Annotated in this window: 9 protein-coding genes and 1 pseudogene; 6 read left to right on the forward strand and 4 right to left on the reverse strand. The window is 36.4% G+C overall.

The features are described from left to right. Window positions 1-39: 39 nt before the first annotated feature. From UABHE_RS10445 to UABHE_RS10455, 3 genes are all read right to left on the reverse strand, one after another. Window positions 40-2,040 (reverse strand): (Fe-S)-binding protein, encoded by a 2,001-nt coding sequence (locus UABHE_RS10445; protein WP_372370212.1) that lies wholly within the window; start codon window positions 2,038-2,040, stop codon window positions 40-42. 425 nt (window positions 2,041-2,465) lie between these two features. Then, complete coding sequence (locus UABHE_RS10450; protein ID WP_372370213.1) at window positions 2,466-3,563, reverse strand: hypothetical protein; 1,098 nt, start codon at window positions 3,561-3,563, stop codon at window positions 2,466-2,468. An 11-nt stretch (window positions 3,564-3,574) separates the two neighbouring features. Then, entirely contained in the window at window positions 3,575-7,240 is a 3,666-nt protein-coding gene (locus tag UABHE_RS10455) for a hypothetical protein (protein WP_372370214.1), read from the reverse strand. A 166-nt stretch (window positions 7,241-7,406) separates the two neighbouring features. Here UABHE_RS10455 and UABHE_RS10460 point away from each other — a divergent pair, with 166 nt between their 5' ends. Genes UABHE_RS10460 through UABHE_RS10470 form a run of 3 tightly spaced genes read left to right on the forward strand, consistent with a single transcriptional unit; the run spans window position 7,407 to window position 11,203 of the window. Beyond that, window positions 7,407-8,225, forward strand: a complete 819-nt coding sequence (locus UABHE_RS10460; RefSeq protein ID WP_372370215.1) for an ion transporter — start codon at window positions 7,407-7,409, stop codon at window positions 8,223-8,225. A 49-nt stretch (window positions 8,226-8,274) separates the two neighbouring features. Further along, window positions 8,275-9,297, forward strand: a complete 1,023-nt coding sequence (locus UABHE_RS10465; RefSeq protein WP_372370216.1) for a glycine betaine/L-proline ABC transporter ATP-binding protein — start codon at window positions 8,275-8,277, stop codon at window positions 9,295-9,297. A gap of 13 nt (window positions 9,298-9,310) precedes the next feature. Further along, the gene (locus UABHE_RS10470) at window positions 9,311-11,203 is read left to right on the forward strand and encodes a glycine betaine ABC transporter substrate-binding protein (protein ID WP_372370217.1); all 1,893 of its coding nucleotides are present in this window, start codon (window positions 9,311-9,313) and stop codon (window positions 11,201-11,203) included. A 178-nt stretch (window positions 11,204-11,381) separates the two neighbouring features. Here the strand turns inward: UABHE_RS10470 and UABHE_RS10475 are convergent. Next, a pseudogene (locus tag UABHE_RS10475) lies at window positions 11,382-11,765 on the reverse strand (mCpol domain-containing protein). A 329-nt stretch (window positions 11,766-12,094) separates the two neighbouring features. On the opposite strand from UABHE_RS10475, the gene UABHE_RS10480 reads away from it, so the two are divergent. From UABHE_RS10480 to UABHE_RS10490, 3 genes are all read left to right on the forward strand, one after another. Next, a complete protein-coding gene (locus UABHE_RS10480; RefSeq protein WP_372370218.1) occupies window positions 12,095-12,673 on the forward strand; it encodes an RNA polymerase sigma factor in 579 nt (192 codons plus the stop codon). A 228-nt stretch (window positions 12,674-12,901) separates the two neighbouring features. Beyond that, window positions 12,902-13,999 (forward strand): FecR domain-containing protein, encoded by a 1,098-nt coding sequence (locus UABHE_RS10485; protein WP_372370219.1) that lies wholly within the window; start codon window positions 12,902-12,904, stop codon window positions 13,997-13,999. 13 nt (window positions 14,000-14,012) lie between these two features. Continuing rightward, the gene (locus tag UABHE_RS10490) at window positions 14,013-16,514 is read left to right on the forward strand and encodes a hypothetical protein (RefSeq protein WP_372370220.1); all 2,502 of its coding nucleotides are present in this window, start codon (window positions 14,013-14,015) and stop codon (window positions 16,512-16,514) included. The last annotated feature ends 30 nt before the right edge of the window (window positions 16,515-16,544 follow it).

Raw genomic sequence — 16,544 nt, forward strand, 5'->3', positions numbered from 1 at the left:
TCCAATAAAAAAAGGGAGCGAAAGCTCCCTTTTTTTACTTTACTTTTCTTTTGCTTTTTGTTCTTGTTCCTGTGTAAACTCAATTGCTTCTGCAATCACTTCAACTAAATCAACAGGTTTAAAATCATCTTGTAAACCTGCACTCTTGATTCCATCTTCAAACATAGATAAACAGAACGGGCAATTACTCACCATAACATCAGGATTGGTACGCGACGCTTCTTCTACACGTTCGACGTTAACACGTTTTCCTTCTGTTTCTTCCATGAACATTCTTGCACCACCTGCTCCGCAACAAAAACTCTTGCTGTGACTTCTTTCCATTTCAAGAAGCTTAGCACCTTTTACTTTACTTAGAGCATTACGAGGAGCCTTATATTCTCCATTATGGCGACCCAAATAGCACGAATCATGGTAAACCATGCGTTTATTCACTTCTTTATCTAGCTTAATTTTTCCCTCTTGAAGTAAATTATCTAGAACATTGCTATGGTGAATAACTTCATATGATCCACCATAATCTGGATATTCATTTTTGATTGTATTGTAGCAATGAGGACACTGAGTGATTATTTTTTTGTCTTTGTATTTGTTTAGTGTTTCGACATTTTCTTCGGCAAGCATTTCAAATAAATACTCATTACCAGCGCGGCGCGCTGGGTCTCCAGTACATTTTTCTTCACCTTGCAATATAGCATAAGAAACACCAGCGTGGTCCATTACTTTGCATAAATCTTCCGTAACTTTTTTATTGCGATCATCAAAGCAGCCAAAGCATCCTACCCAATATAAATATTCCGCATCAGGTTTTTCTTTCATAGTTGGAATACTCTTGCCATCTGCCCAATCAAAGCGACTTTCATGGCTCATTGTAAATGGATTATACTGCGTTTCTAAGCTTTTCATCGCTTGCGCAGTTTCGGGCTTCATCGTACCTTCGGTAAGTACCATGTAGCGTCTTACATCCATAATTTTGTCAATGTGCTGGTTGGTGGCAGGACACTCTTCAACGCACGCTCCGCATGTAGTGCATTGCCAAAAGAAATCTTCGCTAAATATATCACCAACAAGACTCGGAAATTCTGCGCCTTCTTTGAGAAGCTCCGTAGCATTTTCTTGTACGGCGTAGCGAATACCAGTGTGTAATTTTTTAGGATTGAGTTCTTTACCTGTACTATTAGCAGGACATACATCAACACAACGTCCGCATTCCATACAAGCGTATGTATCTAACATATCTTTCCATGGAAATTCAGTCCAATTATTTGCCCCAAATACTTCTGCATCTTCATCATCTAAATCGAGTTTACGTAACTTACCAGGCGCTACCTTCTTGGTGTTTTTGCGTAGCATAATATTAGGAATAATCGCAAAAAGGTGCAAGTGTTTCCCGCGAGGAATCCAGTTCATAAAAAACAAAATAACTCCGAAATGCACCCAGTAAGAAACATCGGCAATTGGATTGAGAATAGCCGAAGGAATTGCAGCGGCAATATGCTTTGAAACAAAAAATCCCTGTTTTGCATATTCCATTCCGTGGTCAACGCGTTGTGCGTGCATGAGAAGTAAAGATATAGCGATAATAGAAATACATCCTAGAATAATCATCGCATCAATATGATCAGAGCCTTCATAGCGTTTAGGTTTTACAAACGTTCGTAAAATAAAGGCCATGCATACACCAACGAGAACTAATATCGTAAATAGGTTTTGTGAGAATGCCATCGCAGCAGTTCCACCTATTATTGGAAATACAAATTCTGGATTAAACGCCTCACCGTACATCTCGACAACAGTGGTTCCAAGAACCAAAAATCCCCAAAAAATCATTGAGTGAAGTATTCCAGAATAATGCCAACGCAAAACCTTTGTTTGCGCAAGGACCATCACAAAAAAGTCTTTGATACTTTGCGAGATAGGTGGAAAGTCTTTAGTCGGTTGTGCTTTTTTTAGTAGTGAATATAAAATATATACAGTACGAGTCAAAAAGCCCATAGCTACCAAAGTTAATAAAATAACAATAGTTGCTTTTATAGTCATAGTGTCTCCATGTCTAGTCAAAATGATAAATGATTACATTTCTAAAAATGCTTTTGATGAAGTGAAAGATTTGGTGGGTAAAACTTTTTCTAAAAAGTGCAACCACTGCTCGCGTGCTCACCTATGGTGTATATCTTTAACGTAGTACGGTGTAAGGGTAGCTTTGTGCTGCCCGCTCTTACAAGTCATTAAAAAAACTTGCTTTAGTGAACTGTAAATACAAATAATCACAAACGTTATTTATTTTGTATTTGTACTACGGGCGGCACAAGACCGCCCCTACATCGCTCTTTGAAAAAGAATTTCATTTTCATGAGTATTTTGGAGATATGATCGCAAATATAATACAATCCCTTTCACTAGCATGCTAGCAATGTGCGATTATATTATATTTCCATTGTAATATCAAGGCTTGCAGTGCAGTTCTATTCATTTTCTAGCAAGTCTTGTATTTCCTTTTTGCAATGCCTTAAACTCAATTTCCAATTACTACCATTACTTGTTGTCAACTCTTGTTCCACAAGTTCATGTAATTTTTGCAAATTAAATTTAATGTACTTCATTTTTTCTTTTTGATTGTTATATTTATTTTGAGACGTAGATTTTTCACGCTTTAACTGCTCAATTTCACGCTTAAACTTATCAAAAACAAGTTGCAATTTTTCAGCGCGATCTATACGATATTTTTTACTAATATTTACAAGTACTTTCAAAGATTCCCATCCACCAATTTCTGTTACCACAGAATCTTTCTCTTCTAATTCATACATCCGTTCACGTAACTTAGCATTTGCGGTATCGAGTTTTTGCCGTAATTCGATATTTTCACTTTCCAAATCAGCAGTGCGATCTACACGACTTGAAAAATGAGGCTGCATCGCCGTAGTCATACTTGTTGACATCGGGTTACTACCTGTATCTTGAGTATATGGCAAAATAGCGATTATAGCCATAGCAAACGCAACAGCCCAAGCCAAAGAGCCAGAGCGGCGCTTTTTCATTGGTACTGGTACATGACTTGTTGTCGTACGATTCAGATCTTTTTTTGGCGGTTCTACAGGTTCACCAAGTTTTGTCATTATCGGGAAATAAGCACTGTTATCTTGTATACTTATTTCTATCTGCGGGTTTCTTTTTATTTCTTTTAAGCCCGCAGGTAAAAATTTGTCAGCAAAAGATATATGTGCAATTTCTTTTGGTAAAAAATTATGCGACGTTTCAAAAATACCGACCAAAACATTACGGCGCATCGAGCCTTTTTCTAAGGCAACAATAGCAATAGCTAAGTGTTTTTTGTCATTTTCTTGCCAATGTCGCGTAAAAACTCCTTCGTTTTCTTCTTTTAAGAATACCTTGGCTTCTAAATATAGATTTTCACACTTTTGTTGCCAGCGAATCATAGGAGAATTATCTCCTTCGCGCATATACTTAAGTCCCCAATCATCGTGGTTGGGTAAAACACCTGCACTATTAAGAGGCTTTATTCCTGAAGTATAGAAACAAATTAAATTTAGAGGCGTCATAAGTTGCTCCTTTATTTGTCCCCTGAAGCCTTTCCTTTGATACCATACCATTGATTTATTGTTGCAACAGTGCTACTTACCAAGTGAAATGTAACAGCGTTATGCTTGTTACTGATTGTTCTTTGAGGTACCATTTTTTTCTCTTGGCGATCTTCAACAGTACAGAATTTAATTAAACTAAAACACCCAACTTCCTTGTGAGTGAGTAATACGTTTTTGCTTTTTTTATCACTATCAATAATTTCTAAACTAACAGTTTCGTAAGCTTTCCAATATATTTCTTTTGTTTCGTCCCACGAAACCTCTTGCTTATCTTTGAAAATAGTAAACGGATAAGTTACACTACCAACTTTAATTGAAACCTTAACGCTTGGATTATAGACCCAATAGTTTTTGGCAAATTTTCCACCGCTTAACTTTAAAGTATAGCGCGCACCATTAAGCAATTGCCGTAAAAAAAGTATTTGTTCTTTCGATTGTTCAATAAATTGCTTTTCTGGTCCCCAGTGTTTACTATACTCCGTGTATAGATGACTAATTTCTTCTATACGTTTTCGACCTTCTACTGCTGAAAATTCATCTGAACGATACTGAAAACTTCTCCAAGCAGAGTCTGCTTTTTGAAACTCGCGACGATCCCATTCAAGAGCAGATGCTTTTTTGGCTTTTTCTGCCTTGTGAAGTAGTTCGCGATATAAATAACGATTTGTTGAATATTTACGTAAATACTGTTCGTAAGCATCGTATTTTTTCTGCGGATCAAACATATCTTCACTGTCTTGCAAATGACGTCTTGCCCAATTAATCTTTGCTTCGTGAATCTGCGCTTGAAAATTTGTCAATGCATTATCACCAGGATGTTCTTTTTGGTATTTTTCGTAAGCTTCTTGCGCTTTAGGTAGCGCTGTTTCATCTTCAAAAGCACGTTCTATTTGCGTTGTAACTTGCTTTTTGTGCTCTTCCTTAAGATTGTCGGTCATACTTCTAGCAAGTACCTCTACATCTTCTTCTACATGTTTATAACCAGGACGCTCGCGGTGTAGACGTTGAAAATCTTGTAAGGCTTCTAATTTTTGCATAGTGGTGAGAAAATCATCTTCAATCTTTGTCAATGACGAATTCCAAAAACCCATAATTTCTTGTTTGTTAATTGCCTCATGCATATCAGAAATACGCGTTGCATATTTCCCTGCGCCCCAACCTTCGTATTGTTCAAGTATAAGGCGTGCTTGAGAATAGTCTTTTTTAGCTACAGCAACTTCATACTGCTGTACACAAAGTTGAAAACGCTTTTCGTCGACCTTCTCTTTATATTCTGTACGATAAATCCCCATTGTTACAGGTTGATTGCTGTAACGACGAAATTTTTCGAGATCGCGTATTGCTTTTATTACACTATTTTCGACAAGAATACTTTTCCATTTATTTTCAAGTTCACGTTGCGCAAGCTTTTGCGACCATTCTTGTAGTTCAAGAGCATATTTTTTTAAGCGAATTTGCCCTGAGAGTTTAATATCATAAATTTTTAGTAACGACCACGCTGATTCATAATTCTTAAGCTCTGCCAATTTGAAAATACGTCCTTGAATAACAGGTAAAAATAACTTCCAAAATGCGGTTTCATTTACCACACTAGGAAAACGTTGTTCTTCGTGATTAAATGTTGCAATACCTTGTTCCCAAATTCCGTTTTGCTGAACTTCTTTAGCCACTTCTGCAAGAGCAAGACACACTTTGTTTAATAACGATTCTTTATCAAAAGCACTGTGATGAATGTACTTATCTTTAAAATTTGCGAGAGCATCTAGACACTCTTTGCCGTGAAATTGCAGTGCTAAATTGAGTTCTTGAGCGTATTCTTGCTCATACAGTTGTTGTAGTTCTTGGCGAATACTTTTGCGAATATTCTCTGGTATTCCCTCTAGACGTTCAAAATTCTTTAGTATGCGCTGCGCATTTTTATAATCGCGTTTGTCAAAAGCTTCCTTGCTTTCAATATGCGTTTGTTGCGCGCGTAGTTCCCAAATTTCACTTTCTAGTTTTTGCAAGTCTTCGCTGACAAAATTCATACGCTCTTTCTTCAAGAAAGATTCAAGAGCAATAACTTTATCCTCTAACTTGGCACGCGTATTGTATATATTACCTTGTTCTAAAGCCCTTTTATACAAAGCAGCACTGTAAACACGCTGTAATTTTTTTCGTTTTTCAATTAAGCTCGATCTCTGAAAACTGTGTCTTTTTAAATACTCGTCAAGAATAGAAAGCGCATGACGATAGTCCGCATGTAAATAACTTTGCTGATAGTTTTCAAGAGTTTTGGCGAGAGTTATGCGTTTCTCTAAACGTTCTAGCATGTCGTGTAAATATTTTTTTCCTTGTGGAAAACCAGAGCGTAGATATTCTTCTATCGATCGAGATGCTTCTTGATAGTCGCGTACGTTTTTATCGTTTTGATCGTTTTCTCGTGCTTGCTGAGAAACTTCATCTAACCACTCTGTTTGAACTTTACTACGTATACGCGTTTGTTTTGCTAAAAATTCTTTTCCTTCTTTGTGAGAAGTTCCATAAGCTTTTACATAGTCACTTATTTTCTGGTAGATTTCTTTTTCTTGCGTTTCATTTTCACGAATAAAATTATTGAGAATATTTGCACTCTCATTACGCATCTGCATAGATAGATTGTAATTGTATACCCAACTTACTGCTGACCACAAAATAAATAGCGCAAAAATAATACCTGCTGCAATAGAAGAAATTTGTAACCTTTGTCGCAAAACGCGCGTACTTTCAAATGCAAAAGCTTGTAATACAAAGTTAATTGGCTCAATAACTCCTTCTGGTGAAATTTCAGCAGGAGGACTTTTTTTCGCTGGCAAATCAATATTGTAATCTTCACCATATTGATGAATAAAAATTTGTTTGGTTTTTGCGTCTTGTTCAGGATCAGGTGCAACTGTTTTTCCGACAGAAGATACAAAAAAGTATTCAACATAACGCGCATGTGCCTGAAACCATTTAAATGTCCCTTGAAATTTTTGTTTTAAAGTTTCTATTTCAAGATTAGGGTAGTCGTCTTTTCGCGTAAAGATAACTGAAATAGGTCGACTGATCTTACCATCATTTCCCTCGATTTGATGACTAGTAATAATCTTTTCTAACATTTGCGAATAGTTCCAGTTCATCTGTCGTGCAAATCGACCTTCTTCTGGAATAATAGATTCTAAATAAGCATTGTCACCAGCTGCAACACGTAATTCTTCTTCGGTAAGCAAGTGTTTAGGAGAAACAACAAAGAAATATGCTCGCGCATCATACATACGCTGAACGAGCTCACTGTCCCCTGTTTCAAAGTCACTTCCTTGGATATCTTGAAATTGAATTTTGTAATCACGTATTTTTTTCGGTGTCTCCCAACGCAGAGATATATTTAAATCATGCCAACCGCGCGTAGGCTCAGGCCACTGCTTCTTTTGGCGGATAGGAATGAGGTGACGATTGAGAAATTCATGCGTTCCTTCGGAAACAGTACCTGTCATCTCGGGAACAAGTCCATCTATAATACTGGAAATAATCGCTGTTGTTAGTAGAGTTTTTCCACTACCTTTTGCGCCTAAAACAGCGATGAAATCCGTTGGGTTTTTCTTAACTTTTGATAAAGAGTCTTGTAGGAATTCCATAGTTTTCACCTCAAAGGATTTTAGTTGCGTTGTTCATTCAAATCTACGCATTTTGCAAATATTATCGTGAATCAAATTTTTTTAGAAACTTCTTAGAGTACATAACCTATATATATTATACTGTAAACCAGTGAAAAACGATGGATTTTTTTTCAAGGAAAAATGAATGAAGAAGCGTATATACCAGATATTATCTGATCCTCCTAAGGGCGATATTGTTGGAAACACTATTTCAATTGGCATTTTATTACTCATAGCAGTCAATGTTTTTGTTGGAATACTCGAAACAGTTCCTGAACTTAATAAGAATCATAGCGCATTTTTTTTCAATTTTGAGCTAGTGTCAGTTATTATTTTTAGTATTGAATATATACTACGAGTTTGGGCATGTACATCTCAACCTCAGTACCAAGGAATGATCAAAGGGCGTTTAAAGCAAATGGGCACACCTATGGCGATTGTCGATATCCTCGCAATACTGCCTTTCTACTTAGAAATTCTACTCAACGGCTTGATTGATTTGCGTTTTATTCGCATACTCCGTTTGTTTCGTCTATTCCGTATTTTTCGCGTTGGAAAACTTGCAGAAGCGTTCCAGATGTTAGGGCATGTTTTGTATAACAAACGCGAACATCTTCTTATAAGCTTTGCTATTGTGATTATTGTAACGATCTTAGCGGCCAATTTAATGTATCTAGTTGAGCATGAAGCAAACCCCGCATTTTCCAGCGTACCTGCAGCATTATGGTGGGCAATTATTACAATCACAACTATAGGCTATGGCGATATGTTTCCGATTACTGTTTGGGGAAGAATTATCGGAGGAGGAATTGGATTTTTAGGGATTTGTGTGTTTGCTCTACCTGTAGGGATTTTAGGTGCTGGTTTCGTAGAATGTGTGGAAGATGAAGTTCCGACAGAAAAACTCATTTGTCCTCATTGTGGCAATGATGTACACGAACCTGTAACAAAATCAAATGATTAGCAAAAATTAAAAATATTAAAACTTAAAATTTACAATATTTGGAGTTAACATGAAGATCGTTTGCGAAAACTTATGGAAAATATTTGGTGCTCCAACAAACGTAGTTTCTTTATTGCAAAATGGGCAAAAAGATGTTCATCAAATCTCTAAATTTTACACAACAGCAGTAAATGATGTTTGTTTGTCCATTAACGAAGGTGAACTTTTTGTTGTAATGGGACTTTCAGGGAGTGGGAAATCAACATTGCTGCGATGCTTTAATCGTTTGATTGAACCTACTCTTGGCAAGATTGTGATTGACGGCGAGAACATTATTGATATGGAGGCTAAGAGATTACGAGAGGTGCGTCAGAAAAAAATGGGAATGGTTTTTCAACACTTCGCGCTTTTGCCGCACCGCAGTGTAATTGAAAATGTTGCTTTTGGTCTAGAGGTACAAAACTTAGATAAGAAACAGCGATTAACGCGCGCACAACAAACGCTTGAAATTGTAGGATTAAAAGGGTGGGGAAGTAACTATCCCAATGAACTCAGCGGTGGTATGAAGCAACGCGTAGGTTTAGCAAGAGCTTTAGCACTTGATCCTGATATTATTCTTATGGATGAAGCGTTTAGTGCATTAGACCCTTTGGTTCGTTGTCAAATGCAAGATGAATTTTTACAACTTGTAAAACAATTGAACAAAACGATTATTTTTATCACCCACGATTTAGATGAGGCACTAAAACTAGCTAGTCGTATTGCTGTAATGAAAGATGGAAAAGTCATTCAAGTTGGTACTCCGCAGCAGATTGTGTTGGAACCCGCTGACGACTATGTAAGTGAATTTGTGAGTTCTGTTTCACAAACTAAAGTAACAGTAGCAAAAAACATTATGTCACTAGATAAAGTTCATATCGTAAAAGAAAATATAACTTCATATCCAACTGTAGACATAGATGCTCCTCTGAAAACAGTGCTTACGAAAATAACACAAACAACAACACCCTTAGTTGTTATTGATAAAAATGAAGAAGTTGCCGGCGTAATTGATCGCGATAGTCTATTGCAAAAACTAGCAAACATGGTGTAAATAAGGAGAAAAAATGGAATTCCCTGTTCGAATACCTCTTGGAAACTTTATAGAGTTTGTGATGGAATGGTTAACCGATCATTTTTCTCCTCTACTAACAGGTATTACGCTTGTAATCAATGCAACATTGCAACAAATTAGTAATTTTCTCAATGCACTACCATGGCCGATTATGATGATTATTTTTATTGTAATCGCTTGGCGCTGCGCCGGACGCAAAATAGCTATCCTTACCGCCGTCTCCCTATTTCTACTAGGAGGATTTGGGCTGTGGAAAGAGGGAATGGATACCTTGGCAATGGTTGTAACAAGTGTACTCCTTTCTATCACTATGGGGCTACCTTTGGGAATTTTATCCGCCTATAACGATATAAGTAATAGGATATTGCGTCCTGTTCTCGATGGAATGCAGACAATACCTAGCTTCGTATACCTCATTCCAGCAGTGATGCTCTTTGGTATTGGTAATGTTCCTGGAATCATTGCGACGGTTATTTTCGCTCTACCACCAATGGTGAGATTAACCGACCTAGGAATTCGTCAAGTTCCTTTTGATGTTGTGGAAGCAGGGCGAGCCTTTGGTTGTACACCTTCGCAGTTACTAGTTAAAATACAATTACCTTTAGCAATGCCAAGTATTATGACAGGTGTTAACCAAACCGTAATGATGGCATTATCAATGGTAGTAACCTCTGCGATGATTGGGGCCGGCGGTCTGGGAGTACAAATTTTGACTGCTATTCAGCAAGTTAAATTAGGACTCGGAGTTGAAGCTGGATTAGGTATTTTATTCATCGCTATTATTTTGGATCGTATTTTACAAGGTGTTTCGCAAACCACAAAATCCAATAAAAAAGATGAGGCTTTGCAAAGTTTAGAGCAAGGTGTTGGTTGGAAAAGAGTATGGAAACAATTTGTTCACCACGGTATGACAGCGGCAATAGTACTCACCATTATATTTCTTGTTACTTTTGCTGTGCTACACAAACAAGACTCTACAAATACAAAAAATGTAGAGTATATCACCGAAGAAAAAGTTATTATTGGTGGTATGCAGTGGTCTGGCTCCATCGCCATTGAGCAAATAATGAAATATGTATTGGAAAAAAAACTACATATCCCAGTCGAAATTAAACCTCTTAACGCAAGCATTTTATTTCCCGCTCTTGATAATGGTACCGCTGACATTTACCCTGATTTGTGGATGCCAAACCAACAAGAAGGTTTTGACAAATATGTGAGCGAGCGCAAAACGGTAAAAGTAAAATTAAGCTATGACAATGCTCCCCAAGGGTTTTACATGTCTGCTAAAATAGCGAAAAAACACGGCATTAAAAGTATTTTTGATTTGCGCGGTAAAGAGGGCATCTTTGACAGTGACGGTGATAAAAAAGGGGAAATATGGGTTGGCCCTTTTAGCTGGGGGGCTTCAGAGATTAATATATCAAAAATAGAAGAATACAATTTACAATTACAACCACTCAAAATTGAACAATGGTTATTCTTGGCCATGTTCAAAGAGGCCATGCGTAAAGATAAACCAATTGTCTTTTATTACTGGGAGCCAGAGTGGCCAATGGCCAAGTTCGACCTTGTTCGTTTAGAAGAACCAAAATATGAAAAGAGTAAATGGGTTCACGTAAAAGGTGAACCAGACAATACCAATATTTCCTGTGCGTATCCTCCCGCAACAGTATATGTCGGTATTTCTAAAAAACTCAAAGAACGAATCCCCAAAGCATATCAATTCTTCTCAAACTGGTCTATTCCTATAGAAGAAGTAAGTTTCCTCATTGCAGAACTAGAAGATGTCCCAGGAAATCCAGCGCAAAAACCGCAAGATGTTGCGCGCAGATGGGTAGAAAGTCATCCTGAAATTTTGGAAAAGTGGTTGAAAGAAAAATAATTTTTTGAAAAACTACATATGAGTGAAAGATACAAAGCCGTAGAAGAACATCTTTCACTTGTATATTTTTCTTGAGGTATATTAAAAATAAATTATTACTGAGAGACAAAGAAAAACAATGTAGAGCAATTATTCATGTCAAAATCACTCCCTGACTACAAATGTATAATGAATATACCTAGTTATACATTTCTTTCCACATACAAATTCTATCTTTTCCTTTGAGCTTAGCAAACTTAAGAGACATATAAGATTCACGAAGAGAACGTCCTAGTCCAATAGACAAAGTGCACTTTGTTTTTTTAGTAAAGCTATTTCGTAAATACTCTAATTCTTCTAAAAAGTGATGTTTTTCTATAAACGTTGCTATCAAACTATCTCCCGCTGTAAGAATAATCGTTGCATTAAATTTTTCTTCAATTGCTAAACGAAGTTCTTCAATTCATTCCTCAAAACTTTGCGAAAATATTTTTAGTTGTTTTGAGTCATTACTTATGACCAAGAGTTCTAAATTTCTCCCTATATCATCTCCATCTATTGATAAATAAAGTTTTTCAGTCACCTATTTCTCTAATGTTTTATTGAAATCATCTTTTACTACATAAGATTCTTCCAAGCCTTCTGCCAATGCAATTATTTCTTGTGGTGTTAATTTTTTAGTACAAGAGTTTATTGTTTCTCTTAGATTTCCTGACAAGTCAACACGATCAAGAAACATAACGCTATAAAATTACATGAGGTCACTTTACAATTTTGTGGGAAAACGGTAGAATATTTGACTTTATAGGTATCTGTGGGTATGTTATTCGAGCGTGTTATTTGAAATTGCGCGTTCCAAAAAATATAAAAAAAATTCGAACCTTAATTCTGAGAACGGGTTTATACATATATATGAAGATAGACGAAGATATTAAATTAATGCTGAGAGTTAAAGAAGACGATCTACAGGCTTTCGATACTTTGTACCAAAAATACGCCTCTGTCGTTGGTAATTTTTATATGCGTTTGGGATGCCAACAAGAAACTAGCCAAGACTATGTACAAGAAGTTTTTATGCGTATTTGGCGTGCGCGTTATAATTATAGACCTCTGGCGAAATTTACGACATACTTGTTTCAAATAGCCAAAAACTATTGGATTAATCAACGTGAAAAACAAAAGCGCCGTCCGCAAGTACATAGTATAGAAAGTAATTCTCATATCCAGCAGCAGGAAGAAAACACCCCACTTCCTGATGTAAAAATGTTAACAGATGAGTTATCGCACAAGATATTAGAGTCTATCCAGCAGTTAGGCGATAAGTATCGATTGGTATTTGTCATGAGCGAATTTGAAGGGCTTAAATACCGCGAAATTGCCGAAATTCTTGATATACCAATTGGCACAGTAAAATCTCGCATGTCTACAGCGGAAAAAAAACTTAGGGAAAAGCTAAGCAAATATGTTGAAGAAACTTCTCATGATTCTTAGCTCTATTAATGTTGATACCCTTCGTTAATGCTAACGAAATTTTTGGCAGTGTGATTTTAAATTGTATTTGATTTTTAAGATTTGTGGTCGCAAACTGATATCTACAAGTCATTACAGTTACAAACTTTAGTAAAAAATAGATAGGAATAGGAAAATGGGAAATGTATAGAGGTAATTTAGCCGTTTGCTGCAAAAATGCAGAAAAGCGATATGCAAAAGGAGGCAAATGTGATCAGCTGTCCATCAAATGAAGATCTTCTAGCATTTCACAAAAATGAGCTTGAAGATAGTAAAAGCATTGGCCTGCATATTGATCAATGTAAAAAGTGTTCTGGGGAAATAACGACTCTTAACAAACATTTACAGTTATATTCTCAGGTAAAAACTCCTCAATTTACACCAAAAGATATTAACTGGGCAAGTCTTATTGACAGTCCACTCCAACCTAAAAAACCCCGCGTGCCTTTTTTACAAATAGCGGCTTCTTTTTTGCTTTTAACAATGGCTATTTATTTTTCATTACCACAAACACCAACAATTCAACTTACCCACGGTTTGCTTTATCAGGCTGACAAAAACATAAAAGCTGGGGACTTCATTCCCACGAACAAAGTTATTGATGCTGGTAGCGTTGTTAAATTTTCCATGGGTAGTGTACAGTGTAATCTAGCGCCAGGTACAAAAATGAAAATATCCGGGCCTGACTCGGTACAACTTATTGACGGCAATGCTTATTTCAATGTTGTCCCAGGGAACTCACTTACAATTCAAACCACACATGGTACTGCGCAAGTACTAGGAACAGAATTTTTAGTATCTGTTACCAGCAAAATAACTGAAGTAGACGTATATAGTGGTAAAGTAAAATTCGTGGACGATAACAACAAAGAGTATATTCTTCCAAAAGGGAAGAGGATCGATAGTTCTCTACTCAAAATCCAAACGAACAAAGATACACCATCTTGGGTAAATCAACCATTGCTGCTGCGTACTGCAGATGGTTCAAAAAAAGCAATTGCAGTATTTGCTACAAACTTGACGTCTAGTGCTTTGTACCTCAAGCGCTTCTCTGGCACACCCAACTTTTTGTTCCACATTCGAAATTTACAAACAAATGAAGAATACCAGACACCTGTTTTTTCTAAAAATAAACAGAGTTTTGTGGTAGAGCCGCAGCGAACACAAAAATTAACTATATCAAAAGCCCAACTGTTAAAAAATCGCGGTAAATATGAAATAACTCTTATATTCCAGGACCAAATACAAGGTGACAATCCGTGGAGTGGTATCGTACGCAGTTCATCTATTGTAATTGACTATAACTAAAGAAAGTTTTGCCATGGCCTTAAAATATATTAAAGGTAAAATTGCCCAAGTACGTAGTTTTATTCGTATACTTCTCACAGTAGAAGGTAGTTTTAAAACGATTTTTACCTTATCAATAATAGTACTGTTATCTTTTACGTTAGACTACTTTTTGCATTTTCCTCTTAATGTACGTATTGTTCTACTTGTGTCATACCTATCTGTTTTGACTTACGTTATTGTACGTCATTTGTGTTTGCCTCTGACTAGAAAAATATCCGACGAAGACATAGCACTTGCAGTAGAAAAACAAAACCCACAATTACAAGACCGTTTAATATCTGCACTCCAATTCGCAAGACTTTTAGACAATCCTGAATACCAAGACTCGCGAGATATGACATTAAGTGTTATCCAAGAAACCGAAAAAATTAGTAAAGAAATTCGCTTTTTTAGCGTACTCAACTTGACTAAAACGATACGCAGTGCTATCTTGCCGATTTTGGCTGTAGGTTTAATTTTCTTCTTACACAACCAAATACCAAAACTTTCGAGCATTTGGTTAAATCGCAATGTTTTTTTAAAACAAAATGCTTGGCCACGAAGTACAACAGTATTTTTGATACGCGACGAATTCACCGTTAATCAAAAGCTTCCAACAAAAGTAAATATAAAAATTGAAAACGCTGGCAATGAGGAAGGAGTGTTGTGGTACAAGTATTCCAAATTTTGGAAAAGAACGGCGCTCGTTCCGGTAAAAGACGGTTACGAGGCAACACTACCAGAGCTCAATAGCAATACAATTTTTTATGCTGAAATTGACGATATTGTCTCAAGTGCTTATCGTTTACGAGTAACAAAAATCGAAAAATCAAAAGAAGAAACAAATTCACTTACTATTGATTTACCAGATACCAACCTCGTAATGTCTAAGGGAGAACGTCTTTCTCTTAAAATTTATGCTAGTGGTAAGATTCCCTCTGGTATCGAAGTTCATTATCGCAACAAAGATGTCGAAGAACAAGAGTGGAACAGTGAATTAGCGGGACACCAAGGTGAGGGGATTTTCAAATACACCTTTCCACCGATGATTGAAAACCTAGAATTCTATTTGGAAGGAAACGACGACGTCGACGGTTTTCCAGTGTATAACGTAAATGTGTTGAATCCGCCAAGCGTTGTTGGAAGTTATATGTGGTACGAGTACCCAGCGTATTCAGAATTAGAATCGACAGACAAAGACAAACCCGAACAACACGGTAATGTTAAAGCTCTACAAGGAACAAACGTGCGCTTAGTTTTCGAAGCAAATATTCCCATCAAAGAGGCCCAAATTTTGTTTCCTGACGACCACCAAAAAGTTTTACCAAACAAACAATTATCAATATCTAAAAATGGAAAATTGCTATCGACCTCCTTTGAAGTAAAAATGGATAGTCGTTATCGTATTACACTTCGTGGTCAAAATGGTTTAGAAAATGCTTCTCCTACTAGCTATTACGTAAGAATGTTGCGCGATGCACGTCCTTACATTAAAAGTTTTTACTCAAGTAGTGCCGATAAAGATTCTACAATTATTTCAAATGTGAAACCACGTATTTACATGTTAAAAACAGCCACAGTACCAATGCGTATTGAAGTTGAAGACGACTACGGAATAAGTAATATTGCCATTTTGAAAAAAGTCAATAAAGAAGAGACTTGGAAAAGACAGCCTTTAGAAATTGTAAAGGTAAAAAATGAAAACAACAAAAAAGAAAAAAGAGGAAAAAAAGCTCTTGGTCATTATCTCACTTCACTAGAGAAAGAAACTGTTGTTGACGAAGGAAGTGTTTCTCCAAGGACATTGCAAACAGGAGATATTCTTTATTTTAAGTTCCACGCACAAGACAACAACAATGTTTCTGGTCCAGGAACTAAAGAGTCTGATGTTTACACAATCCAAGTTGTTGAGAATACCCAACTACTCAAAAAATTAAACGAACATCTACTAGAAAACAAACGCCAGCTAGGTCGTGTTTTAGACCTACAAGTAAATAAAAAAGAATCGATACAAGACTTTTTATCGATAAATGCTGAAGTAGAAACAGGTGACTTGGTAAAGATACATCAATGGCATTTTGCGCAAAAAAATATTTCGCGTCAAATATTCGAAATAGCTGAAAAAATTAGATATGTTCTTTGGACGGCAGGAAACAATAGTATTTGGGATGTCTTTACTACTAAAAAAGTTCGAGATGTTCATCAATTACTTTTAAGCATTGCTAAACAATCGAAATCAACGTCTTATGAAGGAAAGTCAAATGATGCGGCGACGGATATTATTGATGCTTATAAAGTTATTTTAAAAGAAAACAGCAAAGGACAAGCAAAACTAGAAGATGCTGTTCTTAACCAAGAAGAAGTCATTGTACTGTTGGAAGAAATTATAGATTTACTTGGCCAGTGGGAAGACCTTCGTGTTGAAGATGATGTTAAACGTTTATTAGAAGAAAGCAAGAAACAACAAAATATATTAAAAAGTTGGACGGAATAGGTGTAAAGGATGTGGCAAAAGTTTTCTACC

The sequence above is a fragment of the Candidatus Uabimicrobium helgolandensis genome, from assembly GCF_041508025.1.
Lineage (GTDB): Bacteria > Planctomycetota > Uabimicrobiia > Uabimicrobiales > Uabimicrobiaceae > Uabimicrobium > Uabimicrobium helgolandensis.

Bases quoted from the DNA above. Each gene is read 5' to 3' on its own strand.
- UABHE_RS10445 (WP_372370212.1), bottom strand. From the start codon at position 2,040: ATGACTATAAAAGCAACTATTGTTATTTTATTAACTTTGGTAGCTATG.
- UABHE_RS10450 (WP_372370213.1), bottom strand. From the start codon at position 3,563: ATGACGCCTCTAAATTTAATTTGTTTCTATACTTCAGGAATAAAGCCT.
- UABHE_RS10455 (WP_372370214.1), bottom strand. From the start codon at position 7,240: ATGGAATTCCTACAAGACTCTTTATCAAAAGTTAAGAAAAACCCAACG.
- UABHE_RS10460 (WP_372370215.1), top strand. From the start codon at position 7,407: ATGAAGAAGCGTATATACCAGATATTATCTGATCCTCCTAAGGGCGAT.
- UABHE_RS10465 (WP_372370216.1), top strand. From the start codon at position 8,275: ATGAAGATCGTTTGCGAAAACTTATGGAAAATATTTGGTGCTCCAACA.
- UABHE_RS10470 (WP_372370217.1), top strand. From the start codon at position 9,311: ATGGAATTCCCTGTTCGAATACCTCTTGGAAACTTTATAGAGTTTGTG.
- UABHE_RS10480 (WP_372370218.1), top strand. From the start codon at position 12,095: ATGAAGATAGACGAAGATATTAAATTAATGCTGAGAGTTAAAGAAGAC.
- UABHE_RS10490 (WP_372370220.1), top strand. From the start codon at position 14,013: ATGGCCTTAAAATATATTAAAGGTAAAATTGCCCAAGTACGTAGTTTT.